The organism is Amycolatopsis keratiniphila (assembly GCF_000400635.2).
Classification (GTDB): domain Bacteria; phylum Actinomycetota; class Actinomycetes; order Mycobacteriales; family Pseudonocardiaceae; genus Amycolatopsis; species Amycolatopsis keratiniphila.
Genome location: NC_021252.1, coordinates 2,594,809 through 2,618,945 on the forward strand (window position 1 = coordinate 2,594,809; position 24,137 = coordinate 2,618,945).

Consider the following 24,137-nt stretch of genomic DNA (forward strand, 5'->3'; position numbering starts at 1 on the left):
TGCGAACGTGAGCCGACGCGCGAAGATCGTTTGTACCCTGGGCCCCGCGACCGCTACGCCGGAGAAGATGCGGCAACTCGTCGACGCCGGGATGGACGTCGCGAGGATGAACTTCAGCCACGGGACGCACAGCGACCACAAGCAGGTCTACGACCTCATCCGCACCGCCGCCGCCGAATCGGGCCGCGCGGTGGGCATTCTCGCCGACCTCCAGGGGCCGAAGATCCGTCTCGGCACCTTCGCGGGCGGGCCGGTCGAGTGGCACAACGGCGACATCGTGCGCATCACCGTCGAGGACGTGGCCGGTACGCACGACCGCGTCTCGACCACCTACAAGGGACTCGCCGACGACGCGAAGCCCGGCGACCGTCTCCTCGTGGACGACGGCAAGGTCGGCCTCGTGGTCAAGGAGGTCGACGGACCGGACGTCGTCTGCGAGGTCACCGAAGGCGGCCCCGTCAGCAACAACAAGGGCGTTTCCCTGCCGGGCATGGACGTCTCCGTGCCGGCGCTGTCCGAAAAGGACATCGAAGACCTCGAGTTCGCACTGGAACTCGGCGTGGACTTCATCGCGCTGTCGTTCGTCCGCTCGCCCGCCGACATCGACCTGGTCCACCAGGTGATGGACCGCGTCGGCAAGGGACGACTCCCGGTGGTCGCGAAGATCGAGAAGCCCGAAGCGGTCTACAACCTCGAAGCCATCGTGCTCGCCTTCGACGCGGTGATGATCGCCCGCGGCGACCTCGGCGTCGAACTCCCGCTGGAGCAGGTCCCGCTGGTGCAGAAGCGCACCATCCAGATCGCCCGCGAGAACGCGAAGCCCGTCATCGTCGCGACGCAGATGCTCGAGTCGATGATCAACAGCTCCCGCCCGACCCGCGCCGAGGCCTCGGACGTCGCGAACGCGGTGCTCGACGGCGCGGACGCGCTCATGCTCTCGGGCGAGACCAGCGTCGGCCGCTACGCCATCGACGTGGTCAAGACCATGGGCCGGATCATCGAAGCCGTCGAGACCGACTCGCCGGTCGTGCCGCCGCTGTCGCACGTCCCGCGCACCAAGCGAGGCGTCATCTCCTACGCGGCCCGTGACATCGGGGAGCGGCTGAACGCCAAGGCCCTGGTCGCCTTCACCCAGTCCGGTGACACCGTCCGGCGGCTCGCGCGGCTGCACACGCGGCTGCCGCTGCTGGCGTTCACACCGGAGGAGAGCGTCCGCAGCCAGCTCGCGATGACCTGGGGCACCACGACGCGGATCGTGCCGAAGGTGGGCTCGACCGACCAGATGATCCAGCAGGTCGACCACGCGATGCTCGAAATGGGCAAGTACGCCAAGGGTGACCTGGTGGTCATCGTGGCCGGTTCCCCGCCCGGGACCGTCGGGTCGACCAACCTCATCCGGGTGCACCGCCTGGGCGAGGACGACCACGCCTGACCCTCCCTGCCGACGCTATGAAGGACCCTTTCCTGGCAAAATTCGCCAGGAAAGGGTCCTTCATAGCGTTCGAGGTGTCCCGGCCGTGTGCTGAAGGGGCCTTTCGCTGCATGCCATGCGGTGAAAGGCCCCTTCGGCCCGTCGGCACGTGCTAGGAACGGTCCTTTCCTGGCAAATTTCGCCAGGAAAGGACCGTTCCTAGCGTCCCAGGTGTCCCGAAGGTGGCCTTCGCGACAAACGTCCCGCCTCACGGAGGCTCCCGGCACCCGCACGGCCTAAAGTTCAGGACATGACTGAGATGGCCAGGGAAGCCGCGGCCGGTTTCGACAACGCCGGCGGGGTGGGCGGACAGCCCGTGCTCGACCGGCTGGTCGCGCTGCTGGACTTGGAGAAGATCGAAGAGAACATCTTCCGCGGCGTCTCGCCCGCCCACTCGCCGGTGCGGGTGTTCGGCGGGCAGGTCGCGGGGCAGGCGCTGGTCGCCGCCGGCCGCACGGTCCCCGAGGAGCGGAAGGTCCACTCGCTGCACGCGTACTTCATCCGCGGCGGCGACCCGAGCGTCCCGATCGTCTACGAGGTCGACCGCATCCGCGACGGCCGCTCGTTCACCACCCGCCGCGTCGTGGGCATCCAGCACGGCAAGGCGATCTTCTCCCTGTCGGCCTCGTTCCAGAAGGACGAGGGCGGTATCGAACACTCCGAGGCCATGCCCGACGTCCCGGCCCCCGACTCGCTGCCGACGCTGCAGGAACGCGCCGAGGGGTACTTCATGGGGCATCTCGACCGGCCGCGTCCGATCGACCTGCGGTACGTCAACGATCCGCCGTGGGTCACCCGGAAGACGGGCGACCGGCCCGCCAGGAACCAGGTCTGGATGAGGGCCGACGGCAAGCTCCCGGACGAGCAGCTGCTGCACGTCTGCGTCCTGACCTACGCCTCCGACATGACGCTCCTGGACTCGGTCCTCGCGCGCCACGGCGTCTACTGGGATCTCGACAAGGTGCTCGGCGCGAGCCTCGACCACGCGCTCTGGTTCCACCGCCCGTTCCGGGCCGACGAGTGGTTCCTCTACGACAGCGCCTCGCCGACGGCGTCAGGCGCCCGGGGGCTGGCGACCGGCCGGTTTTTCGCCGCGGACGGAACGCATATCGCCACCGTCGTGCAGGAAGGTCTTCTCCGAGTCGTGTGACGTTCCGCAGTCGGGATCCAGGCTTGTCCACCCTTTAGAGGGAATGGCGAAACGCATTAACATCTGGAGCCAGAGCATTACGAATTAAAGGGAGGGCCGGAACCGATCGGGGGACGGCTCCGGCCCTGCACCGGGGGTGAATCCGGCTTCGACGGGTATCCTTGCGAAAGCCCATCGGTGCAGCTCGCGGCCCCGCGCCCGTGCCGCGAGCGGATCCGCCGACGCCGGTGAGGGCGGGCGTACCGCGTTGCACAATGCTCAACCTACAACGGCAATCTGCAAATTGCAGGATGAAAATCGACGCGTGGGTGAAAATGGTCGTGTGACCATCTCACCGAATGTGTCTCGGGCTGGTTAGATGTGCTTCGTGCGGGGTTGCTGAACACTGTTCTCCTCGCCGTGTCCCGATCGGTGTTGCTCGGACAGCTTGTGGAGGTGCCGTGATGACGAGGGGTCAGGGACCCACCGTGCGCCGCCGGAGACTGGCGAGCGAACTGAGGCGGTTGCGCGAGGCGGCCGACCTCACCATCGACGAGGTGAGCGAGAAGCTCGAATGCTCGGCGTCGAAGGTCAGCCGCATCGAGACGGGACACGTCGGCGTCACCCCGCGCGACGCGCGCGACATGCTGGAGCTCTACGGCATCGCCGGTGACGAGCAGGAGGCGCTCGTTCAGCTGGCGAGGGAAGCCCGCAAACGCGGCTGGTGGCATGCGTACAACGAGGTGTTCACCGGCACCTTCGTCGGTTTGGAGGCGGACGCCAGTTCGCTGCGGGCGTTCCAGGCGCTGCTGGTGCCGGGCCTGTTGCAGACCGAGCGCTACGCCAAGGCCGTGATCAGGGCGATGCGGCCCGACGCCGAGGACGCCGAGATCAGGCGCCGGGTGGCGGCGAGGATGGCGCGGCAGGAGCTGCTGACCGATCCTTCGCCACCGGAGTACTGGGCCGTCATGGACGAAGCGGTCCTGCATCGCGTGGTCGACGGGCCCGAGGTGATGGCGGAACAGCTGTACCGGATGGTCACGATGGCTGCCCAGCCGAACGTCACCATCCAGATCGTGCCGTTCGGCGCGGGTGCCCATCCCGGGATGGAGGGTCCGTTCCTCATCATGGGCTTCCCCGAACTGGCCGACACCGATGTGGTCTACGTCGACAGCACCTCCAGCGGGCTCTACCTGGAGGAACCCCCGGACGTCCGGCGATACGCGTTGATGTTCGACCATCTCCGTGCCGCCGCGTTGAAACCGGACGACTCGGTCGAGGTGATCGCCGAGGCCGCCGGGAGGTTCGCCGAACAGGCGGCCCTTCCGGAGAAGTCCCTGGAAACAAGTAAGGAGTGGGGAGCATGACGCCCAACGATGACCTTTCCCAGGCCCGGTGGTTCAAGAGCAGCCACAGCGGTGGCGGCAACGACTGTGTCGAGGTCGCCTTCACCGGTGACGGTGCCGCGCTGAGGGACTCCAAGGACCCCGAGGGAGGTGCCTTCCGCCTCTCGCCGCAGGCTTGGCGCGGGCTGCTCGGCGCGGTGCGCGCGAGTGGCCCGGATCACGGCTAGACACCCTCGTACTCGACCCCTTACGCCCCCCGAGCAGGGGATGGGCTGGCGTAAGGGGTCGAATCACGTCCGGGTGTAGGTGATCACCCGATGCCTCAGGCCACCCCTCAGGACGAATCTCTTCACTACCAACAACGCAGTGAAGTTCCTAAGGGGAAAAGATGAACACGAACGACGCCCTCCTCACCGGCGTACTGGCCGAGGTCGAATACCGGAGGGAAGAGCTGCAGCGAGCGGGCCGCAGCATGTGGGTCGAGCGGGCCCGCCGGGCGAGCAAGCGGATCCGCGCGCAGCGCGCCGAGGTCCAGGTGCCCGCCCAGGAGCGCCGCGAGGTCCGGCAGGTGCCCGCCCGCAGCGGCGACATCACCCGGTAGAGGTCGAGTGCGATGAAGCTCTCGGCGAAAACACAGGCGAAGTTGTCGGTCCGGTAGGCAAGAATGCACCTCGTGCCCCGTCTTGGCTCCGGAATCCCGATCGTCGCCCGCACACAGGAGATGCGGCAGCTCCGCGCCGCCTTCGCCCGTGCAGAACGGGCCGAGGCCGGCGCGGTGCTGCTCTCCGGTGACGCCGGCGTCGGCAAGACCCGTCTGCTGACCGCGCTCGGCGAGTACGCCGCGGGCGCGGGCGCCCTGGTGCTCACCGGGCGCTGTATCGACGTCCATGAGGGCGGTCTCCCTTATCTTCCGTTCGCCGAGGCGCTGGCGCCGCTGGCGACGACCTCCGATCCCGCGGTCACCGCCGCGGTCCGGGCCCGGCCGGCGCTGGGCAGGCTGCTCCCGCAGATGCAGCAGGCGGAGGACTATCCCGCCATCGAAGACGGTCAGCTCACCGCGAGCGAACGGATGTCGACGCAACGGCTCGGGCCCGAGCAGGACCTCGGCCAGCTCCAGCTGTTCGACGCGGTACTGGGGGTGCTGACCGTCATCGCTCAGCGCCGGCCCGTGGTGATCCTCCTGGAGGACCTGCACTGGGCCGACGGTTCCACCCGGAACCTGCTGTCCTTCCTGTTGACGAGGCTGCGCACCCAGCGGCTGCTGGTGGTGGCGAGCTATCGCGAGGAGGACGTCCACCGGCGGCATCCGCTCCGCGCGCTGCTGTCCGAGGTGGTCCGGCTGGGCGCGGTCGAACGCGTCGAGGTCAAGCCGTTCGGCGCCGAGGACGCGCGCGCCTTCGTCGAGGCACTGGCCGACGAGCCGATCGGCCAGGACATGATCGCCGACATCGTCTCCCGCTCCGAGGGCAATCCGTTCTTCGTCGAGGAGCTGCTCGCGTCCGCGAAGGACTGCCGGGACCTCCCCGCCGGGCTGGCCGAAGTGCTCCTCGCCCGGGTAGAGCAGCTTTCCCAGATCACGCGCCGGGTGCTGCGCGTGGTCTCGGTCGCCAAGGATTCGGTGGCGCACGCCGCGCTCGCCGAGATCTCCGGGCTGGACGAGCTCGAACTCGACGAGGCGCTGCGCGAGGCCGTGCAGCATCACGTCCTGGTGATCGAGAACGGTTTCTACACCTTCCGCCACGCCTTGCTGCAGGAAGCGGTGTACGGCGACCTGCTGCCGGGGGAGCGGGTGCGCATGCACGCGGCGTACGCGGCGCGGATCCGTGACCGGGCACAGGGCCGCGGCCAGCAGGCGCGGCTCGCGCACCACAGCCTGGAGAGCAAGGATTTCGTCTCCGCGCTGGCCGCGTTGCTGCGCGCGATGGACGAGGCGGAGAAGCTGGGCGCGCCCGGTTCCGCGTTGCGGCACGTCGAGCAGGCACTGTCCATTTGGGACGCCGTGCCCGCGGCGGACCGGCCGTCGGACGTCGACGAGCTCCGCCTCCTGCACGAGGCGTCGTATTTCGCGAGCACGTCGGGGGAGCCGGAGCGCGCGGTCGCCTATTCGCGGTCCGCGACCGAGGCCCTCGGCCCGGACACCGGCAACGAGCGGGCCGCCAAGGTCTGGCGACGGCACGCGGAGGCGCTGCTTTCGGTCGACGGCACGCTCGACGAGGTCGTCGAGGCGATCGACAAGGCCTGGGAGCTGGTCGAACACACCGAGGCGAGTGCCGCGCGGGCCTGGGTGCTCGCCACCCGCGCCGGCATCCTGCGGCTGATCGACAGGCACGACGAGGCCCTGCAGTGCGCGCTGGCCGCGGTCGCCGACGCCAGGGCCGTCGGCGCGGGCGGGGCGGAGGCGGCGGCGCTGGTCTCGCTCGGGACGCTGGCCGATTCGGCGGGCGACGTCGAGCTGGCACGGGAGCGGCTGCGCGAGGCCGAGCGGAAGGCCAGGGATGCCGGCGCCCTCAACGGCGAGCTGCGGGCGCTGCACTTCCTCGGGCTGAGCTACGACGACCGCGCCGAGATCCGGTCCGCGCTGAAGTACTACGCCAAGGGCATCCAGCGGGCCAAGGAGACCGGGCTGACCTGGAGCTCGTTCGGCATCGAGCTGCGGACCAAGCACCTCACGCTGCGGTACGTCAGCGGGGATTGGCCGGAAGACGACGACGCGGGCCGCGCGGGCCGCGGGGTGTCGAGTGTCGTCGCCGGACGCTTCCTGGGGATCTGGGCGCAGTTCGTCGTCGGCCGGGGCCGGTTCGCGGACGCGGACAAGATCCTGCCGAGCCTGCGCCAGCACTGGGGCGCGGACTACTCGATCGCGCTCGCGTCGGCCGACGCCGCGATCCAGCTCGCCTCGTGGCGAGGTGACCACGCGGGCGCGGTGCGGCAGGCACGGGAACTGATCGACTGGCTCGAAGAGATCGAACCCGCGCTGCTCGGCGGGATCCGGATCAGCGTGCACGGCCTCACCGCGGCCGTCGCCCAGGCCGCCGAAGCCCGGGTGCGCGGCGACCTGGCGACCGCCGAGGCCGCGGTGGAAGCCGGCGAGAAGCTGCTCGCCCACGGCCGCCACTGCGCCGAACACGGCATCCCGCGTTCGGTGTCGCTGGGCCCGGAGGCGCTGGCGTGGCTCGCCCGGCTGGAGGCGCTCGGCGCCTGCCTGCGTGGCGCGGGGGATCCCGAGTTGTGGGCGAAGGCGGTCGAGGCGTTCGGCTACGGCGCGGTGTACGAGCAGGCCATGTGCCGCCTGCAGCACGCGAAGTCGTTGCTGGCCTCGGACGGCGACACCGCGCTCGCCGCGTCGGAGCTGCTGGCCGCGCACGCGGTGGCCGACCGGCTCGGCGCCTGCCCGCTGCGGGAAGCCGTCCGGGAGCTCAGCCACCGGGCGCGCGTCGAGCTGCCCGGAGAGGCCGTGGCGCCGCGTCGTGACGTCGTCGACCCGCTGACCGACCGGGAACGGGACGTGCTGGAGCGCGTCGCGCTCGGCCGGACCAACCGGCAGGTCGGCGAAGAGCTGTACATCAGCGAGAAGACGGTGAGCGTCCACCTCTCGCGCGTGATGGCGAAACTCGGCGCGAGCCGCCGGGCCGAGGCCGTCGCGATCGCCTACGACCGAGGCCTGCTGGCCGCTCCGTCTTCCTCCTCCTGATCGCATTTCGTCCTCTGCCGCATTCAGAGGACGAAACGCGGGAGGGGGTCAGCGGCGGGGGAGTCGGCGAAGGGCCTTCAGGCTCGTGCTCAGGGTCCGCACCCACAGCTTCGGCGGGATTCCCTTGCCGGGGCGCAGCGGCATCCCGCGCTGCACCGCGATGGCCTGGGCCTCGGTGTACTTGAGCAGGCCTTCGGCGCCGTTGCGCCGTCCGACACCGGACTCCTTCATCCCGCCCATCGGCAGCCCCACGGTCCCGAAGGTCGCCGCGAAGCCTTCGTTGACGTTGACGGTCCCGGCCTTCAGTCGTGCCGCGACCTCCCAGCCCGCCCGGCCGTTACGCGACCAGACGCTCGCGTTCAGCCCGAACTTCGTGTCGTTGGCGCGTTCGATGGCGTCGGTGACGTCGGTGTAGCCGTAGATCGACACGACCGGCCCGAAGGTCTCCTCGGCGAACAGCTTCACGTCCTCGGTGACGTCGGTGAGCACGGTCGGCTCGTAGAACAGCGGGCCGAGGTCGGGCCGCGCCTTGCCGCCGGTGAGCACCGTCGCGCCCTTGGACCGGGCGTCCTCGACGTGCGCCGACACCGTCTCGAGCTGCGCCTCGGAGGTCAGGGATCCCATCTGCGCCTGGTAGTCCAGCGCGCCACCCAGTCGCAGCGCGGCGGTCTTGGCGACGAAGGCGCGGGTGAACTCCTCGCGGATCGACTCGTGGACGTAGATGCGCTCGACCGAGACGCACAGCTGCCCCGCGGAGGAGAAGCACGCGGTCACCGCGCCCGTGGCGGTCTTGGCGATGTCCGCGTCGGGCAGCACGATCATCGGGTTCTTGCCGCCGAGCTCCAGCGAGTAGCTCGTCAGCCGCTCCGCCACCTTCGCGGCGAGCCCCTTACCCGTCGGCGTGGACCCGGTGAAGCACAGGTAGTCCGACTCCTCGACCAGCGCGTCGCCGATCTGCGAACCCCGGCCGAGCACGATCTGCCAGACACCGGCGGGCAGCCCGGCCTCCTCGGCGAGTTCCTGCAGCCACAGCGCCGAAAGCGCGGTCTGGTTGTCCGGCTTCTGCACGACGGCGTTGCCGGCCGCGAGCGCGGGCAGGACGTCCATCGCGGTCAGCGCGAGCGGGTAGTTCCACGGCGAGATGATCCCGACGACACCCTTGGGATGCCGGATCTCGCCGACCTTGGTCAGCACCGGGATCAGCCCGGCGGCACGGCGCGGCGAAAGGAACTTCGCGCTGTGCTTGCCGTAGTAGGCGGCCACGAGGGCGGTGGCGCTGACCTCGTCGAAGGCGTCCATCCGGGCCTTGCCCGCCTCGATCTGCACGAGGTCGAGCGCCTCTTCCTGACGCTTCAGGACCAGGTCGTGCAGGCGGATCAGGATGCGCTGGCGGTCCTCGACCGGCCGCTCTGCCCAGGCGCGCTGCGCTTCCCTCGCCTGGTCGAACACGGCGCGGACGTCGGCGTCGGTGGCTTGGGGGAGGGTCGCGATCGGCTGCCCGGTGAAGGGCGCGCGCATCTGGACCGGCGCGGAATCCGCGCCGCCCACGACCCGGTGCACGAGCCGTTCCGCCCTGGCCGCGGCCGGGGCGCCGGGGACGTCGCCGATGGTGGCCGGTCCTTCGGTGTGGTGGCCCGCGCTCGCCGGTGTCGTGCTCGTCATGCCGTCTCCGTTCCATACCGCGCGGAGCCGGGAGGCGCCACGCAGAGCCCAGGTGTTACCGACGAGTACAGCATACTGCCGGTATGGAGACTGTCCACCGCTGATATGAATAAGTTTCACATATTGTCGGCGCGGGGCGGATTGTCCGGGGACGGGCGCAGGATGTCCTGCTGCTGCAACGCGGACCCCGCGGGCGGGGTCGGGGGAGACGGCGGCTCATCGGGCCGGGGCTGCTGTTGCTGCTGATAATGCTGCTGGGGGACGCCGGGCGCGTAAGGGGGATAGGCGACCGGATAAGGGACTTGCCGGGGCGGCGCCGGTTCACGCCGGTTGGCCACGACCGCCAGCCCGATGGTGAGCAACGCCACGAGCCCGCCCGCGAGCAGGATCCAGAAACCGCCGCCGGTCCCATACCGCGAGACGAAGCGGCCGGTGTCCTGCCCGAAGCTCAGGCTCGCCGAGATGTCCATGCCGAGCATCCACACGCCGATCGCGGTCCCCGCCCCGCCGGCGACCAGAAGCGTCCTCGACGTCGTCGCGGCGATCGAGGTCGAACTGCGCCGGTACGCGGCGAAGCCCACCGCGGCCCCCGTGAACAGCGTCAGCGCGGCGGCCGACAGCGGGATTCCGTAGCGGGCGACATGGGTCTTGTCGTAGAACTCCTTTTCCTCCGCCGAAGGCTCGATGTCGAAGGTCCGTGTCCAGCCGGTTTCGGCGAACTTCGACACCGGTTTGCCGTCGGAAAGCTGTTCGTAGGTCGATTGCGGGAGAAAAGTCGCGAGAAGGACCAGCAGGCCGGCGAAAACCCCCATCATCGCGGCGAAAAGGCGGGGAAGCCGCGTGTCGGAGGGCGGGATTGCGCTGAACGGGCCAGTCGGTTGGTACGGCTGCTGCTGCGGCGCGCTCATGGTCGGCTCCTCCGCCGGTTTTGTTGGCCAGCAAGGAATTCCACCACGAATCGGCCGAGGAGATAAGTGTCACCTGTGCTCTGGTCAACGGCTTTCGCGCGTGCTACGCCGGGAGTTTCGGCCACGCCGTGGCCGCCAGTGCCCTGGCGACGCCGCACGCGTCCGGCGCCCGCACGGCGAGAACGGCATGCTCGACCTGATCCCGGCTCGCGTCCGGGCCGCCGATGTGGCCGGTCAGGATCGTGCAGCCGTCGCCGGCCTCCTGCACCAAAGACCTGTGCCCGCCCACCGTTTCCTCGCGGACGCCCGCCGCGGCCTTCGGGCGCGGGCCGAGACCGAACTCCAGTCGCACGAGCCGTTCCGCGTCCTCCTCGCCCCAGCGGCAGGAGTGCCGGGACAGGTCGCCTTTCCCGGTGACGGCGGCGCCCAGTCGGGCGGAGATCTCGGCATCGGACCACAAGGCGGTGCAGGCGGTCAGCCGTGCCAGGGAATCGCCGCGGTAGTCGAGATGTTTCGCCCGCTTGCCCGCGGCGAGGGCCCTGGCGGCGGTTTCGGCGGTTTTCGTCGCCACGGCGAGCGCGTCGGGTCCGGCGCCTTCACGGGATTCGAAGAACGTGCCTATGCGCAAGGAGGTGTCGTCGGCGAACAGCAAGTGGAGGACGGGCTGCCCTTGGAGGTCCGTGCGGACCACACGCAGGCCGCGGGGGAGGGAGGGTTCGCCGACCGGGGCGGCGCCGGTGAGACGTTCGTTCGCCCGGTCGTCCGGGAAACCGAAACTGACCAGGGTCCTTCCGGTCTGGAACGAGCAGGCGCCCATGCTGGGCATCGGGACCGCCACCAGCCGTTGGGTCTTCTCGATCTCGGCGAAGTCCAGCAGGCCGCAGAAGTCCACGGTCGTGGGATCGCCGAGCGCTTCGTGGAGTGTCAAGGGGCTTGAAGGCAAAGGTTCCGGTGCGGCCGCGCACCCGGCGAGCATCAGGACGGCGGCGGACAGCGCGGCGAACACCCTCGGTCTCCCCATGGGCGAAGCCTACGGTGAAGTGTCCTCGTACAACATGACCGCGACACGCTTCCACTCGTCGAGCAATTGCCGCCGCCGCTGGGGATCGCCGCCGAGTTCGGCGTCCAGCGCCAGCCCGCGCGTGAGGTTCACGGTGAGCCAGAAGAGGATCTCCGCGCGTTCCTTCGGGAGATCGCCGGCGACCGCGGTGACGTGCTCCAGGGTCGAGCGGCCCAGCGCCCGGTCGACCGGGCGGATCGCCTCGCGGAGTTCGGGGTCGGTGCGTGCCGCGACCCACAGTTCCGTGGCGGCCGTGGACAGCGTGCCGGAGTAGCCCTCCCAGAGCAGGTCGATGGCCGCCGCGACACCCGAGGCGCCGCCGGGGAGCGCCGAGATCGACTTCGCGAGGCGTCCGCGCAGCTTCTCCGTCAGATGTTCGACGGCCGCGGCCATGAGTTCGGCCTTCGCGGAGAAGTGATGCTGCACGGCGCCCTTCGAGACGCCCGCGCGGGCGCAGATCTCCTGCACCGAGGTGCGCGCGTAGCCGAGGTCGACGAGACAGTCGATGGTCGCGTCGAGCAGGGCGGTGCGGGTCTGCTCCCGGCGCTCGGCCTGCGTTCGGTGGGTCCTGCCGAGCACGCTCACCGGTTCCGGCCCCCTTTACGTGCAGCTCGGTACGGATGTACATTCCGCATGGAACTTACATCCTAAGCGTCATGTTTTCCAGGTCCGATCAGGAGGCGTTGGCCGTGCCCTTGCAGATCCAGAAGAGTTCGTGGAGCACGACGGAGCTCGAAGACCTCCGGGACCTCGCCCGGACCTTCTGCCAGAAGGAACTCGCGCCGAACCAGGAGCGCTGGGCGGCCGAGAAGAAGGTCGACCGCGAGCTGTGGACGAAGGCGGGCGAGGTCGGCCTGCTGGCTCTGTCCATTCCGGAGGAGTACGGCGGTGGCGGCGGCACGTTCGCCCACGAGGCCGTGCTCTACGAGGAGCAGGCCCGGTCCGGTGACAGCGCGTGGGGCGTCACCGTCCACAATGGAATCGTCGCGCACTACATCCTGGAGTACGCGAACGAAGAGCAGAAGAAGGCGTGGCTGCCGAAGTTCGCCTCCGGCGAGATGGTCGGCGCGGTCGCGATGACCGAACCCGGCACGGGTTCGGACCTGCAGAGCATCAAGACCCGCGCGGTACGCGACGGCGACCACTACGTGATCAACGGCGCGAAGACGTTCATCACCAACGGTTTCCACGCCGACCTCGTCGTCGTCGCGGTGAAGACCGACCCGGACGCGGGCGCGCAGGGTGTCTCGCTGATCGCCGTCGAGACCGACACGCCGGGTTTCAGCCGTGGCCGTGTCCTCGACAAGATCGGCCTCAAGGGCCAGGACACCGCGGAGCTGAACTTCGACGACGTCCGCGTCCCCGCCGCCAACCTCCTCGGCGCGCAGGAAGGTCTCGGCTTCATCCAGCTCATGCAGCAGCTGCCGCAGGAACGGCTGATCATCGCCGTCACCGCGGTCGCCGGCATGGAGGCCGCGATCGACCAGACCATCGCCTACACCAAGGACCGCCAGGCCTTCGGCCGCCCGGTCTACAACTTCCAGAACACCAAGTTCAAGCTCGCCGAGGCCGCGACCGAGGCCGCGGTGTCCCGCGCCTTCCTCGACCAGTGCATCGAACGGCATCTGCGCAAGGAACTCGACGTGCAGGGCGCGGCGATGGCGAAGCTGTGGACCACCGAACGGGTCAACAAGGTCGTCGACGACTGCTTGCAGCTCTTCGGCGGCTACGGCTACATGACCGAGTACCCGATCGCGCGCGCGTGGGCCGACATCCGGATCTCCCGGATCTTCGGTGGCACCAGCGAGATCATGAAGGAAATCATCTCCCGCACGCTGTAGCGAAACCGTTGGCGTAGGAAGGAAAGACGTGGCGAAGAAGGCCGGCCCGCTGAGCGGGCTCAAGGTCGTCGAACTGGCCGGGCTCGCCCCGGCACCGTTCGCCTGCACGATCCTCGCCGATCTCGGCGCGGAGGTCGTCCGGATCGACCGGGCGACACCGGGCGACGACGTCATCGGGTTCCCGAACGATCCGCTCGCCCGCGGCAGGCGGTCGATCGGGATCAACACCAAGACCCCCGAGGGGGTCGAACTGGTGCTGAAACTCGCCGACGACGCCGACGTGCTCATCGAGGGTTTCCGTCCCGGTGTCGCCGAGCGGATGGGCATCGGGCCGGAACAGGTCCACGCCCGCAACCCGCGGCTGGTCTACGGCCGGATGACCGGCTACGGCCAGGACGGCCCGCTGGCGACCGTCGCCGGGCACGACATCAACTACATCGGCATCTCCGGCGCGCTCGAACCCATCGGGCACGCCGGGCAGCGGCCGGTGGTGCCGCTCAACCTCGTCGGTGACTTCGGCGGCGGTGGCCTCCTGCTCGCGATGGGTGTGCTGGCGGCGCTGTTCGAACGCCAGACGTCCGGCAAGGGACAGGTGGTCGACGCGTCCATGGTGGACGGTGCGGCGCTGCTGACCACCAGCCTGCACGGACTGCTGGACTCCGGGCTGTGGTCCGGCGGGCGCGGCGAGAACATGCTCGACGGCGGCGCGCCGTTCTACGACACCTACGAGACCTCCGACGGCAAATACGTCGCCATCGGCGCGATCGAAATGCGGTTCTGGGGCGATCTGGTGAAGGTGCTCGGGCTCGATCCCGAGGAGACGCCGGTCCACGTCGACAAGAACGAATGGCCGAAGCTGCGCAAGATCGTCGCCGAGGCCGTCGCGAAGCACACTCGCGACGAGCTGGTGGCGAAGGCCGAGGGCACCGACGCGTGCCTGACGGCGGTGCTCTCCCCGAAGGAGGCGCCGTCGCATCCGCACAACGTCGCGCGCAAGACGTTCGTCGACGTCGGGGGCATGCTGCAGCCCGCTCCGGCGCCGAGGTTCGACCGCACGCCGGCCGAGACGCCGGAACCGCCGCGCCCCAAGGGCGGCGACACCGCCGAGGTCCTCGCCGAACTCGGCGTGGACGCCGACGGGATCGAACGGCTCAGGGCCGCGGGCACCATCGCGTGAGCTGAAGGACGCTCTGCCCGCATGAGACGCGGCGAAAGCGTCCTTCGCCGCGTCTCATGCGGTGAAGGACGCTTTCAGCCCACGTCGAGATCGGACCGCAGCACCGAGTAGAGGACGTGGTCGCGCCAGGCCCCGTCCCGGAACCCGTAGCCGCGCAGCACACCCTCTCGGGTGAAGCCCGCCTTCACCAGGGAGCGCTGCTCGGCGACGTTGCCGGTCTCCGTCGACGCTTCGACCCGGTTCATCTGCGTGTGCGCGAAGAGGTAGCGGACCAGCAGCCGCTGTGCCTCGGTCCCGTAGCCGTGGCCGCGTGCCTCGGGGATGAGCACGAGCCCGGCGTTCCAGCAATAGGACGTCGAGCCGGTCCTGGTCTTGTGCCACGAGACGAACCCGAGCCGCTGCCCGCCGAGGTCGATCATCAGCATCCCGTTGTCCGCCGCGAGCATGCCGGTCTCCGACCAGCGGCGGCGCAGGAAATGCGGATCGTGCCAGCCGTGCCACTCGAACGGGCCCGCGGCCCGCGGATCGTTCGTGAGCGCTTCGAGCATCGGCAGGTCGTCTTCGGACACCGGTCTGAGCGCGACTCCGGTTTCTGTCATCCGACAGACCCTAGGGTCGCGGGCCGTCGAAACTGCCGTGACGCCCCGCGCCGTCACTGAATCGGCTGGCGCCCGCGACAGCCTCCTCGGCGAGCCCTCCGCCGATCAGCGCGTTCGAGAACTCCGCCCGCATCGCTTCGTCTTCGGTGAGCCCGTATTGGCCGTACGCGGACTTGCGGTCCGCGCGCAGACACGCCTGGGGGAACGCGGCCAGTTCGCGCGCCAGCGCTTGCGCGGCCGCCAAGGCCTCGCCGTCCGGCACGACCCGGTTCGCAAGCCCGATGGCGAGCGCCTCGTCGGCGTCGACCGGCCTGCCGGTGAGGATCAGGTCCATCGCCCGCGAGTGGCCGATCAGCCGGGGGAGGCGCACGGTACCGCCGTCGATGAGCGGCACGCCCCAGCGGCGGCAGAAGACGCCGAAGACGGCCGTGGTGTCGGCGACCCGCAGGTCGCACCACAGCGCCAGCTCCAGCCCGCCCGCGACGGCGTGCCCGCGGACCGCGGCGATCACCGGCTTCGACAGGGCCATGCGCGTCGGGCCCATCGGCCCGTCACCCGCCGGGCTGAGCGCGTTGGTGCGGTCGGTCCCGACGGCCTTCAGATCGGCTCCGGCGCAGAAGGCGTCACCCGAACCGGTGAGGACGGCGACCGAGGCTTCCTCGTCCGTGTCGAACGCGCGGAACGCGTCCGCCAGCGCGGCCGCGGTCGGCCCGTCCACCGCGTTGCGGGACGCGGGACGGTTCAGCGTGATCGTCGTCACCGGCCCTTCCCGGTGGACGAGAACGTTTTCGCTCATCGATCGCTCCCTCAGGCGGATACGGGTGGGCAACAGGGCCCGATTCTCCTTAAAGTGGTGACAAAGTCCGCAGTGCGCGCGGAGTCATCGTCTGGACACTACGGTGTGATGGGATGGAGCCATGTCGCCCGGCTTGAAGAAATTCGTTGTGATCGCCGTCGTCGCGCTCGTGCTCTTCTTTCTGATCAGCAGGCCGACGCAATCCGCCGATGCCGTCCACACCGCCCTCGGCTGGCTCCGGTCCGGTGCCGAAGCCATCGTGACCTTCGTCCGGAGCCTCTTCTCCTGACCCCTCGTCCGGGTGATCACCGGTGTCCTCGGTGGCGCCGGTGATCACCGTGCGCAGCCACCTGCGGTTATCACTCAGCGTCACCCGTCTCGGATTTCGGTCGGACGACTCGACCATCCGGGTGGATTGCCCCCGAAAACCCGCTGGTCGACGAATTCGTGCCCTGGAAGCTCTGGCGGAAGAGACCTCCGCGCCCCTACGGTGCTCACATTGCGTGATCGGTTGGTCCTCCAGGCGCCGGAGCCGGCCTCCTGGGCGAGGAGTTTCCGCAGGTGCAAGCCCCAGGGCAGCGGGAACTTCCAGCCGGGCAAGTAAGTCAGGACTTGTCAGTCGGGGAATCATGAGGAGGCAGGGATGACCGGAGATCCCGGAGTCGATGCGTTGATCCGGCAGTGGGCGGCCGAGCGTGAGCAGACCCCCGAGGAGCAGGAGGCCGACCGCATCGCGTCGGCGTGGCTGGCCGACGTGCCAAGGCAGGCTCCCGGAATCCCCGGCCAGCGTCAGCAGTCCGGCCAGGCGCGCTGGGCGCCGGTCGAGGCCGCCGACCCCGGCTACCTCGACGCCATGAGCCGTCGTCTCCCGGAGGTCCCGCAGGAGCTCCTCGTCGCGGCCGCCGGCTGGTGGCAGATGGTGGGCGGCGTCGCCGAGGCCGAAGCCTGGTGGGACGCCGGCATCAGCCCGCTCGACCAGCGTGCGCTCGACTACCGTGCGGCCGGGCTCGCCCCGTCCGACCTGAGCCGTCGTCTCGGCCCGATGACCGTTTTGCAGCACCTCCGCCGCGGCAGCGCCCCGGCCTGGTGCGTCGCGCGGCTGGCGAGGCAGCAGAAGTCCGCCTGATGAGAACTTCTCGCACGCGCGGGTGAACCGGCGTGGCAAGAGCGATCTCGGCTACCGCGTAACGCTAACCTGCGCGGGCTCGTTGTTCGAGCATCGGTCGTGATCGCCGCCCACGCTGGAGGACCCGCTTCGTGCGCACCACCCCGGAAAACGACGAGCTCGTCGACGACCCGGCCACGCCCGCTCCGCCACGCCGCGGAGTGGGCGCCGCCGTACTCGGCAGGCTGGTGATCGTGCTGGCCGTGCTCGGCCTCGCCGGGGGCGGGATCTGGCTGGTGACCAAGGCGTCCGCCCCGGTCGCGAGCCCCACGACGATGGAGATCCCCGCGCTGCAGGTCAAGGCGGCGGACGTCAAACCCGGTTCGGTCGCCCCGGTGAACGCCACCCTCGCGGGTGGTGCGACCCAGCAGACCTCGCCGCAGCAGGCGCAGCCGAAGCCGGGCAAGGACCCGCTGACCGCCTGGACCGAGCGGGCCGCGCAGGCCACCGGCATCCCGGCCAGGGCACTGCTCGCCTACGGCAACGCCGAACTGGCGATGCGGCAGATGCAGCCGAACTGCAAGATCTCGTGGGCGACCCTGGCGGGCATCGGCCGGATCGAGTCGAACCACGGCCAGTACGGCGGCGCCGTCCTCGGCCAGGACGGACGGCCGTCGAAGCCGATCATCGGCGTCCCGCTCGACGGATCGCCCGGGGTGAAGGCGATCGGCGACACCGACGGCGGCCAGTTCGACGGCGACGCGTCCGTCGACCGGGCGGTCGGCCCGATGCAGTTCATCCCCAGCACCTGGCGCCGGTACGCCGCCGACGGCAACCGCGACGGCCTCGGCGACCCGCAGCAGATCGACGACGCGACGCTGGCGGCGGCGCGCTACCTGTGCGTGAACAACCGCGACATGTCGGCCGCCTCGGGGTGGTGGCAGGGGATCCTGTCGTACAACAACTCGACCGAGTACGCGCAGAAGGTCTTCGGGCTGGCGGACGGCTACGCGAAGTCCGTGGCCGCCGCCAAGTGAGTGTTGAGGACGGCTAGGGCAAGAGCGTCTTGAGTACCTGCCGCAGGTGCACGGAACGGACGACACACGTGATCAGACGGACGACACGCGTGATCCCGGGACGTGGCCGCGGTCGTCTCGTCCGTCCAGTCACGCGTGTCGTCCATCTGATCACGCGAGTCGTCCGTCCAGTCACGTGACATCGCCGTCGCGGCACGTCTCGTGAGTGGTAAGGACGGTTCTAACGGACTCGTATTTACCTGCCCACTGGTGTGATTGGCGGTCGACGGGGGAGGATTCCGGCCGTTGAACGTCCGGAATCTTCCCCCGTCACCTCGTCTGCCACCGGTCGCGCCTGGCGCGACCTTGATCAACGGAGGATCGGGGACGTTGAGTGTCCCGATCCTTCCGTTGATCAAGGTCTAAGACCGGGAGTCCCTGGCGACGGTGGAGGATTTGGGACGTTGAACGTCCCAAATCCTCCACCGTCGCGCCCGGCAGCCGCGGAACCACCACTTTCGCCCAGTCAGGCGTAGGTAGCCAAATACCGGTCCGCTCTAACCGTCCTTACCACTCACGAGACCGGACCCGGGACCAAGGTCCCGAACGCCCAGGTCGGCGACGATTCGCCGCGCACCCAGTGCTAGCGTCGATGTGTGTCCGCTTCGCCCGTCATCCTGCGCCGTCTCGGCATCGCCGGCGTCTGCCTGGTGAGCCTGGCGCTGTGCTGCGGGCTCGCCTGGTGGCAGTGGGAGCGGTTCTCCTCGGCCAGCGGGACGTTCCAGAACCTCGGCTACGTCCTGCAGTGGCCGCTGTTCGGGCTGTTCCCCGCGTTCATGTTCTGGCGGATCCGCAAGCTCCGCCGCCGCGCCGCCGAGGCCGACGCCCAGGAGACGGTGGCCGAGACCGCCGTGCCCGAGGTGCCCGCGCCCCGGCGGCGGCGTGCCCCGGTGCCGCCGCCCCCCGAGGACGACGAGCTCGCCGCGTACAACAGGTACCTGCGCGAACTCAACGCCCGCGACAAGTAGTCCCCAGAGAGGTTCGAGACCCTATGACCACCCGAACTGACGACGCCGCCCCGGCCCGCCCGGTCTCGCTGGGCGGACCGCTGATCCGGTTCCGCGTCGCGGCGTACGCCACCGGTGTGGCCCTGCTCGGGCTGGTCGTCGAGATGCTGCTGCAGTACGTCTTCCGCGTGGAGCTTCCCCAGTTCGTGAAGCTGATCCCCATGGTCCACGGCGGGCTCTACCTGATCTACCTGCTGCTCGCGGTCGACCTCGCGATCAAGGCCCGCTGGTCGATGAAGGGCACCCTGCTCGTGCTGATCGCCGGCTGCATCCCGTTCTTCTCGTTCGTGATGGAGCGCAAGGTCACGCACAAGGTCCAGGCGGGCGCGAAGCTCTAAGCCCGGCGCCGGAAGGTCAGCGCCACCAGGAAGGACAGCGCCGTCACCACGGCCGCGGCGGTGAAGGCCGCGGTCATCCCGTCGACGGTGGTCTCGGACGGGCTTCCGGACGGAGTGCGGGTCACCGCGCCGAACACGGTGATCAGGATCGCCAGTCCCAAGGTCGCCCCGACCTGCTGCAACGTCTGCAACGCTCCGCCCGCGGCACCCGCGTCGCCGGTGGGCACGGTCGCCATGATGATCACGCTGAGCGGGGAGAACGCCAGCCCCGCGCCCACGCCCATCAGCAGCATCGGCCCGAGCAGATGCGAGAAGTAGCCGCTGTCCGTGGTGAGCGTGGTCAGCCAGACGACGCCGCCGGTCATCAGCGCGGTGCCGGTGAGCGCGAGCGGCTTCGGCCCGAACCGGGGGAGCAGTTTCGGGATCAGCCTGCTCAGCAGGAACATGCAGACCGCCATCGGCAGGAACGCGAAGCCGGTCTCCAGCGCGGCGAAACCCGCGATGTCCTGCAGGAACTGGGTCAGGAAGAAGAACATCGACATCATCGCCATCGGCCCGAGGAAGAAGTTGACGTAGGCCGCGGCGCGGTCGCGTTCGGCGAACAGGCGCAACGGGATCAACGGCTCGCTCACCCTGGTCTCGATGGTGAGGAACGCGGCGAGCAAGGCGAGCCCGGCGGCGAGGCTGCCGAGGGTGATCGTGTCGCCCCAGCCGTGTGACGCGGCGTGGGTGAAGGCGAACACCAGCGAGCCGACACCGAGGGTGCCGGTGAACGCGCCGGGGAGGTCGAGCCGGGCGCGCCGCCGGGGCGGATCGGCCACGTACCGCGAGGTGAGCAGGACGATCGCGAGCCCGAACGGGACGTTGATGTACAGCGCCGCGCGCCACGAGATCCATTCGGTCAGCAGCCCGCCGAGCAGCAGGCCGATCGCGAAACCGCTGCTGGACATCGCCGAGAACAGCGCCAGCGCGCGCACTCGCGCCTTGGCTTCGGTGAACGTGCTGGTGATCAGCGCCAGCGTGCTAGGCCCGGCGAGCGCGGCGCCGACGCCCTGCGCTACCCGGGCGGCGATCAGCAGTTCCGCCGACCCGGCGAGGCCGCCGAGCAGGGAGGCCGCGGTGAACACGGCCGCGCCGGCGACGAACGTCCGGCGGCGGCCGAACAGGTCGCCCGCCCGGCCGCCGAGCAGCAGCAGACCGCCGAAGACCAGGCTGTACGCCGTCATCACCCAGGACAGGCCGGTGTCGGTGAAGCCCAGTTCGGACTGGATGCGGGGGAGCGCGACGTTCATCACCGTCGCGTCGAGGATGAGCATGAGCTGGCAGGTCAGGATGATCGGGAGGACCAGCCGGTGCGGAGGTGGCGGTGTCCCGGCCGCCTCCGGCCTAGGCTCGGCACGCAGGGTTCGCTCGGTCAAGGAATACTCCAAAGACGTAACGAGATGAAGCGGAGAGACTCTCCACTTGAGGTCGGAGCGATGATATGGAGACGCTCTCCGCTTACGCAAGTGAATTCGGAGAGCTTCTCCGTTTTCGTCGCCCGAGGAGGTGCAGATGGTCACGGCCGATCCGGCCCGCCCCATGCGTGCGGACGCGCGGCGCAACTACGAGCGCATCGTGGCCGTGGCGAAGGAGGCGTTCACCGCCGACGGCGTCGACGTGCCCGCCGACGACATCGCCAAACGCGCCGGGGTCGGCGCGGGCACGTTGTACCGCCACTTCCCGACCCGCGACAAGCTGATCGAGGCCGTCTACCGCGACGAGATCGACGGGCTGGCGCAGCAGGCGTACGACCTCCTCGACGAGCTGCCGCCGGGGAAGGCGCTCGAGACGTGGCTGGCCACGCACGTCATCTACGTGGTCGAGAAGCACGGGCTCGCGATGACGCTGAAGGCGTCGGTCGACGCCGGCTCCGAGGTCTTCGCCTGGTGTCAGGCACGGTTGCGGGCGGCGGCCGACACGATCGTGAAGGCGGCGCAGGACGAGGGAGTGCTCCGGGCCGACGTCGCCGGTGTCGACATCCTGCGGCTCGGGCACGGGCTGGGGTCGGCGGCGAGCAAGGCTTCGGAGGAGGACACGAAGCGGCTTCTCACGATCGTGCTGGACGGTCTCCGGATGCCATGAACGGTCCGTTCCTTGCAAAATTTGCAAGGAACGGACCGTTCATGGCGCGCGTCAGGAGCCGATCCCGGTGAGGGACCGCACCTCCATCTCCGCGTGCTTGACCGGATCGGCCTTCGTCCGGCCGACGAAGGTGCCCACGAACCCGCACAGGAACGAGAACGGGATCGACACCAGGCCCGGGTTCTTCAGCGGGAACCAGTGGAAGTCGACACTGGAGATGATCGAGTCCGCGGAGCCGGACATCACCGGCGAGAAGAACACGAGCACCAGGCTGGCGATCAGCCCGCCGTAGATGCCCCACAGGGTCCCGGTGGTGTTGAAGCGTTTCCAGAACAGCGAGTACAGCAGCGTCGAGAGGTTCGCCGACGCCGCGACGGCGAACGCCAGCGCCACCAGGAACGCGATGTTCTGCCCGTTCGCCAGGATGCCGCCGATGATCGCGAGCGCCCCGACGGCGACCGCGGTCAGCCGCGCGACACGGACCTCCGCGGCCGGTTCCGCCTTGCCGCGTTTGAAGATGTTGGCGTAGACGTCGTGGGCGAAGGAGGCCGAGGCGGTGATCGTCAGCCCGGCGACGACGGCGAGAATGGTCGCGAACGCCACCGCCGACACGATGCCGAGCAGCAGGGTGCCGCCGATGTTCAGCGCGAGCAGCGGCGCCGCCGAGTTCTCCCCGCCGGGCGCGTTCTTGATCGCCTCCGGGCCGACCAGCGCGGCCGCGCCGAAGCCGATGACCAGGGTGCACAGGTAGAAGATCGTCATGCACGCGGTCGCCCACACCACCGAGCGCCGCGCCTCGCGCGAGTTCGGCACCGTGTAGAAGCGCATCAGCACGTGCGGGAGCGCGGCGGCGCCCAGAACCAGCGCCAGCGCCAGCGAGACGAAGTCGAGCTTCGTGACCTCGCTCTTGCCGTAGGAGCCGCCCGGCTCCAGCAGTTCGTCGCCGAGCGGGCTGTTGTCGGCGGCGGCCGAGAGCAGGTTCGAGAAGCTGAACCCGAACTTGCCGAACAGGAACACGGTGATCAGCGCGCCGGTCAGCAGCAGGATGGTCGCCTTGATGATCTGCACCCACGTGGTGCCCTTCATCCCGCCGACCAGCACGTACAGCACCATGACGACACCGACCACGCCGATCACGAGCGCCTGGCCGATCCCGCCGTGGATGTCCAGCAGCAGTGCCACCAGCCCGCCGGCGCCCGCCATCTGCGCGAGCATGTAGAAGAAGGAGATCACCAGGGTCGACGTCGCGGCCGCGGCGCGGACCGGGCGCTGCTTCATCCGGAAGCTCAGCACGTCGCCCATGGTGAAGCGGCCGGTGTTGCGCAGCAGTTCCGCGATCAACAGCAGGTCGACCATCCACGCGACGAGGAACCCGATCGAGTACAGGAAGCCGTCGTAGCCGTGGATCGCGATCGCCCCGGCGATGCCGAGGAACGACGCCGCCGAGAGGAAGTCACCCGACAGGGCGATGCCGTTCTGGCGTCCGGTGAAGGCGCTTCCCGCCGCGTAGTAGTCCGAAGTGGACGAGTTCCGCGTGCTGACGCGGTACACCACGTACAGGGTGATGGCGACGAACAGCGCGAAGACCGCGATGTTCAGCACCGGGTTGTTGTCGGGGATGCTCATCGCTCACCCGCCCGGACGGAGGCGCGCAACGCCTCGACCTTCGGGTCGAGCCGCTTGTTCGCGAACTTCAGGTAGGCGATCGTGATCAGGATCGTGCTGGCGAACTGGCCGAGCCCGAGCAGCATGCCGACGTTGACCTCGCCCCACACCTTCCGGCTCATGAAGTCGTGCGCGTAGGCCGCCAGCAGCACGAACGTCATGTACCAGGTGAAGAAGAGCAGGCTCATCGGGAACACGAAGCGGCGGAAGGTCTTGCGCAGCGCGACGAACTCCTTGCCGTGCTGGATCCGGTCGAAGTCCGGGCCGGTGGCGCGCGGCGGCGGCGGGGGAGTGGGCTGGCGCTCGCGGACGAACAGCGCGGGCATCTGCCCGGTGTCCTCCAGGGCGTTGCTCGCCGCGTAGGGACGCGCGACGTCGGGCATGGGTTCCTCCGGGGCTTGCATCCGTGGCGCGGTACGGGGAGCGCACATACTAACTACGGCTTCACCCGCTCTGAATAGGCGACCCCGGTTCCGCGAAGGCGTGAGGCGGTATTCCGTTTTACCTCGTATTAGTGTTTCGGAAAATCGTTTCGGCCGGAATGAACCGGCTTTCTCACTCGTCATAGTGAGCGGAGTTGTCACGCGCGGTCGTCGCCCGAACGGCCCACTGCGGCAAACGATGGACGATGACCACGCTCTGTCGCTCAAATTGGTGACAGATCGTAGTTTCGCTACCCGCGGGCGCCGGGTTTCGATACCGTGCCGCCATCCCGGACCGGGGAAGATCCCCCGCTTCACGGGGTTGTCTCGAAAGAAATCACCATGTCGGGCGACATCGAACCGGCTTGGGCGGCAAGGCCACAACATCGGGCACATATTTGAGCTTGACCCACCCGTTGGGGGCACGGAAAGTAGTTCGACCGGGCGACGCGGCTACCGTACGTAGGCTGATCGGGTGATTAGGACACCCTGTGCATCCGCGCAACCCGTAACCGGAATTCCCTCGTTTGTGACGCACGGGCGGTTTTCCGGCCTCGCGGATCGTTCGGAAGCACACTTTTCGCTGGTCAGCACCCGTGTACTGAACGGAATTGACGGCACCCGGATTGGTGTACGATTCTTTGGCCCGGCCGACCCGCAGTGATCGATTGGCAAAGAAAAGTTGATCTCGACGACCATGCACTTCGCAGGTTGCGACCT

General features: G+C 69.1%; 23 protein-coding genes. 14 read left to right on the forward strand and 9 right to left on the reverse strand.

Features of this window, described 5'->3' with window-relative positions; translation table 11 throughout:
- Positions 1-7 precede the first annotated feature (7 nt).
- The 6 genes from pyk (at position 8) to AORI_RS53175 (ending at position 7,637) form a co-directional block, all read left to right on the forward strand.
- Complete coding sequence (gene pyk / locus AORI_RS53150; RefSeq protein ID WP_043848002.1) at positions 8-1,432, forward strand: pyruvate kinase; 1,425 nt, start codon at positions 8-10, stop codon at positions 1,430-1,432.
- Between the two features lie 289 nt (positions 1,433-1,721).
- The gene (locus AORI_RS53155; RefSeq protein WP_043848003.1) at positions 1,722-2,621 is read left to right on the forward strand and encodes an acyl-CoA thioesterase; all 900 of its coding nucleotides are present in this window, start codon (positions 1,722-1,724) and stop codon (positions 2,619-2,621) included.
- A gap of 443 nt (positions 2,622-3,064) precedes the next feature.
- On the forward strand, positions 3,065-3,967 hold the full coding sequence (locus AORI_RS53160; protein ID WP_016332807.1) for a helix-turn-helix domain-containing protein: 903 nt from the start codon (positions 3,065-3,067) through the stop codon (positions 3,965-3,967).
- The gene (locus tag AORI_RS53165; protein WP_016332808.1) at positions 3,964-4,173 is read left to right on the forward strand and encodes a DUF397 domain-containing protein; all 210 of its coding nucleotides are present in this window, start codon (positions 3,964-3,966) and stop codon (positions 4,171-4,173) included. The genes AORI_RS53160 and AORI_RS53165 overlap by 4 nt, the downstream gene beginning before the upstream one ends.
- A gap of 161 nt (positions 4,174-4,334) precedes the next feature.
- Positions 4,335-4,547 (forward strand): hypothetical protein, encoded by a 213-nt coding sequence (locus tag AORI_RS53170; protein ID WP_016332809.1) that lies wholly within the window; start codon positions 4,335-4,337, stop codon positions 4,545-4,547.
- Between the two features lie 63 nt (positions 4,548-4,610).
- Positions 4,611-7,637 (forward strand): helix-turn-helix transcriptional regulator, encoded by a 3,027-nt coding sequence (locus AORI_RS53175; protein WP_043848004.1) that lies wholly within the window; start codon positions 4,611-4,613, stop codon positions 7,635-7,637.
- 48 nt (positions 7,638-7,685) lie between these two features.
- On the opposite strand, the gene AORI_RS53180 is transcribed toward AORI_RS53175, so the two are convergent.
- The 4 genes from AORI_RS53180 to AORI_RS53195 form a co-directional block, all read right to left on the reverse strand.
- Positions 7,686-9,299, reverse strand: coding sequence for a succinic semialdehyde dehydrogenase (locus AORI_RS53180; RefSeq protein ID WP_016332811.1), 1,614 nt, complete (start codon positions 9,297-9,299; stop codon positions 7,686-7,688).
- A 116-nt stretch (positions 9,300-9,415) separates the two neighbouring features.
- Complete coding sequence (locus AORI_RS53185; RefSeq protein WP_016332812.1) at positions 9,416-10,207, reverse strand: hypothetical protein; 792 nt, start codon at positions 10,205-10,207, stop codon at positions 9,416-9,418.
- Between the two features lie 103 nt (positions 10,208-10,310).
- A complete protein-coding gene (locus AORI_RS53190; protein WP_043848005.1) occupies positions 10,311-11,228 on the reverse strand; it encodes a hypothetical protein in 918 nt (305 codons plus the stop codon).
- A 9-nt stretch (positions 11,229-11,237) separates the two neighbouring features.
- Positions 11,238-11,852: a TetR/AcrR family transcriptional regulator gene (locus AORI_RS53195; protein ID WP_016332814.1), complete on the reverse strand. Its 615-nt coding sequence runs from the start codon at positions 11,850-11,852 to the stop codon at positions 11,238-11,240.
- 104 nt (positions 11,853-11,956) lie between these two features.
- On the opposite strand from AORI_RS53195, the gene AORI_RS53200 reads away from it, so the two are divergent.
- A complete protein-coding gene (locus tag AORI_RS53200; protein ID WP_043848699.1) occupies positions 11,957-13,108 on the forward strand; it encodes an acyl-CoA dehydrogenase family protein in 1,152 nt (383 codons plus the stop codon).
- 28 nt (positions 13,109-13,136) lie between these two features.
- Positions 13,137-14,285, forward strand: coding sequence for a CaiB/BaiF CoA transferase family protein (locus AORI_RS53205; protein WP_016332816.1), 1,149 nt, complete (start codon positions 13,137-13,139; stop codon positions 14,283-14,285).
- A 74-nt stretch (positions 14,286-14,359) separates the two neighbouring features.
- Here AORI_RS53205 and AORI_RS53210 read toward each other — a convergent pair whose 3' ends face one another.
- A complete protein-coding gene (locus tag AORI_RS53210; RefSeq protein ID WP_016332817.1) occupies positions 14,360-14,884 on the reverse strand; it encodes a GNAT family N-acetyltransferase in 525 nt (174 codons plus the stop codon).
- A gap of 10 nt (positions 14,885-14,894) precedes the next feature.
- Complete coding sequence (locus tag AORI_RS53215) at positions 14,895-15,680, reverse strand: crotonase/enoyl-CoA hydratase family protein (RefSeq protein ID WP_016332818.1); 786 nt, start codon at positions 15,678-15,680, stop codon at positions 14,895-14,897.
- A gap of 133 nt (positions 15,681-15,813) precedes the next feature.
- On the opposite strand from AORI_RS53215, the gene AORI_RS83765 reads away from it, so the two are divergent.
- From AORI_RS83765 to AORI_RS53235, 5 genes are all read left to right on the forward strand, one after another.
- Positions 15,814-15,969 (forward strand): hypothetical protein, encoded by a 156-nt coding sequence (locus AORI_RS83765; RefSeq protein WP_162182762.1) that lies wholly within the window; start codon positions 15,814-15,816, stop codon positions 15,967-15,969.
- A gap of 354 nt (positions 15,970-16,323) precedes the next feature.
- Positions 16,324-16,806, forward strand: coding sequence for a hypothetical protein (locus AORI_RS53220; protein WP_016332819.1), 483 nt, complete (start codon positions 16,324-16,326; stop codon positions 16,804-16,806).
- A gap of 131 nt (positions 16,807-16,937) precedes the next feature.
- Positions 16,938-17,822, forward strand: a complete 885-nt coding sequence (locus AORI_RS53225; protein WP_016332820.1) for a lytic transglycosylase domain-containing protein — start codon at positions 16,938-16,940, stop codon at positions 17,820-17,822.
- Between the two features lie 635 nt (positions 17,823-18,457).
- Positions 18,458-18,829, forward strand: a complete 372-nt coding sequence (locus AORI_RS53230; RefSeq protein WP_016332821.1) for a hypothetical protein — start codon at positions 18,458-18,460, stop codon at positions 18,827-18,829.
- A 23-nt stretch (positions 18,830-18,852) separates the two neighbouring features.
- Positions 18,853-19,206, forward strand: a complete 354-nt coding sequence (locus AORI_RS53235) for a DUF3817 domain-containing protein (protein ID WP_016332822.1) — start codon at positions 18,853-18,855, stop codon at positions 19,204-19,206.
- Here AORI_RS53235 and AORI_RS53240 read toward each other — a convergent pair.
- Positions 19,203-20,624 carry an MFS transporter gene (locus AORI_RS53240; protein ID WP_043848700.1) on the reverse strand — a complete coding sequence of 474 codons (1,422 nt, stop codon included), beginning with the start codon at positions 20,622-20,624 and terminating at the stop codon, positions 19,203-19,205. The genes AORI_RS53235 and AORI_RS53240 overlap by 4 nt on opposite strands.
- A 136-nt stretch (positions 20,625-20,760) precedes the next feature.
- Between AORI_RS53240 and AORI_RS53245 the strand changes: the two genes are divergently transcribed.
- A complete protein-coding gene (locus AORI_RS53245) occupies positions 20,761-21,330 on the forward strand; it encodes a TetR/AcrR family transcriptional regulator (protein ID WP_016332824.1) in 570 nt (189 codons plus the stop codon).
- 51 nt (positions 21,331-21,381) lie between these two features.
- Here AORI_RS53245 and AORI_RS53250 read toward each other — a convergent pair whose 3' ends face one another.
- Both AORI_RS53250 and AORI_RS53255 read right to left on the reverse strand, forming a co-directional pair.
- Entirely contained in the window at positions 21,382-22,956 is a 1,575-nt protein-coding gene (locus tag AORI_RS53250) for a solute symporter family protein (RefSeq protein WP_016332825.1), read from the reverse strand.
- Complete coding sequence (locus AORI_RS53255) at positions 22,953-23,378, reverse strand: DUF485 domain-containing protein (RefSeq protein ID WP_016332826.1); 426 nt, start codon at positions 23,376-23,378, stop codon at positions 22,953-22,955. Before AORI_RS53255 ends, AORI_RS53250 begins: the two co-directional genes overlap by 4 nt.
- Between the last annotated feature and the right edge of the window lie 759 nt (positions 23,379-24,137).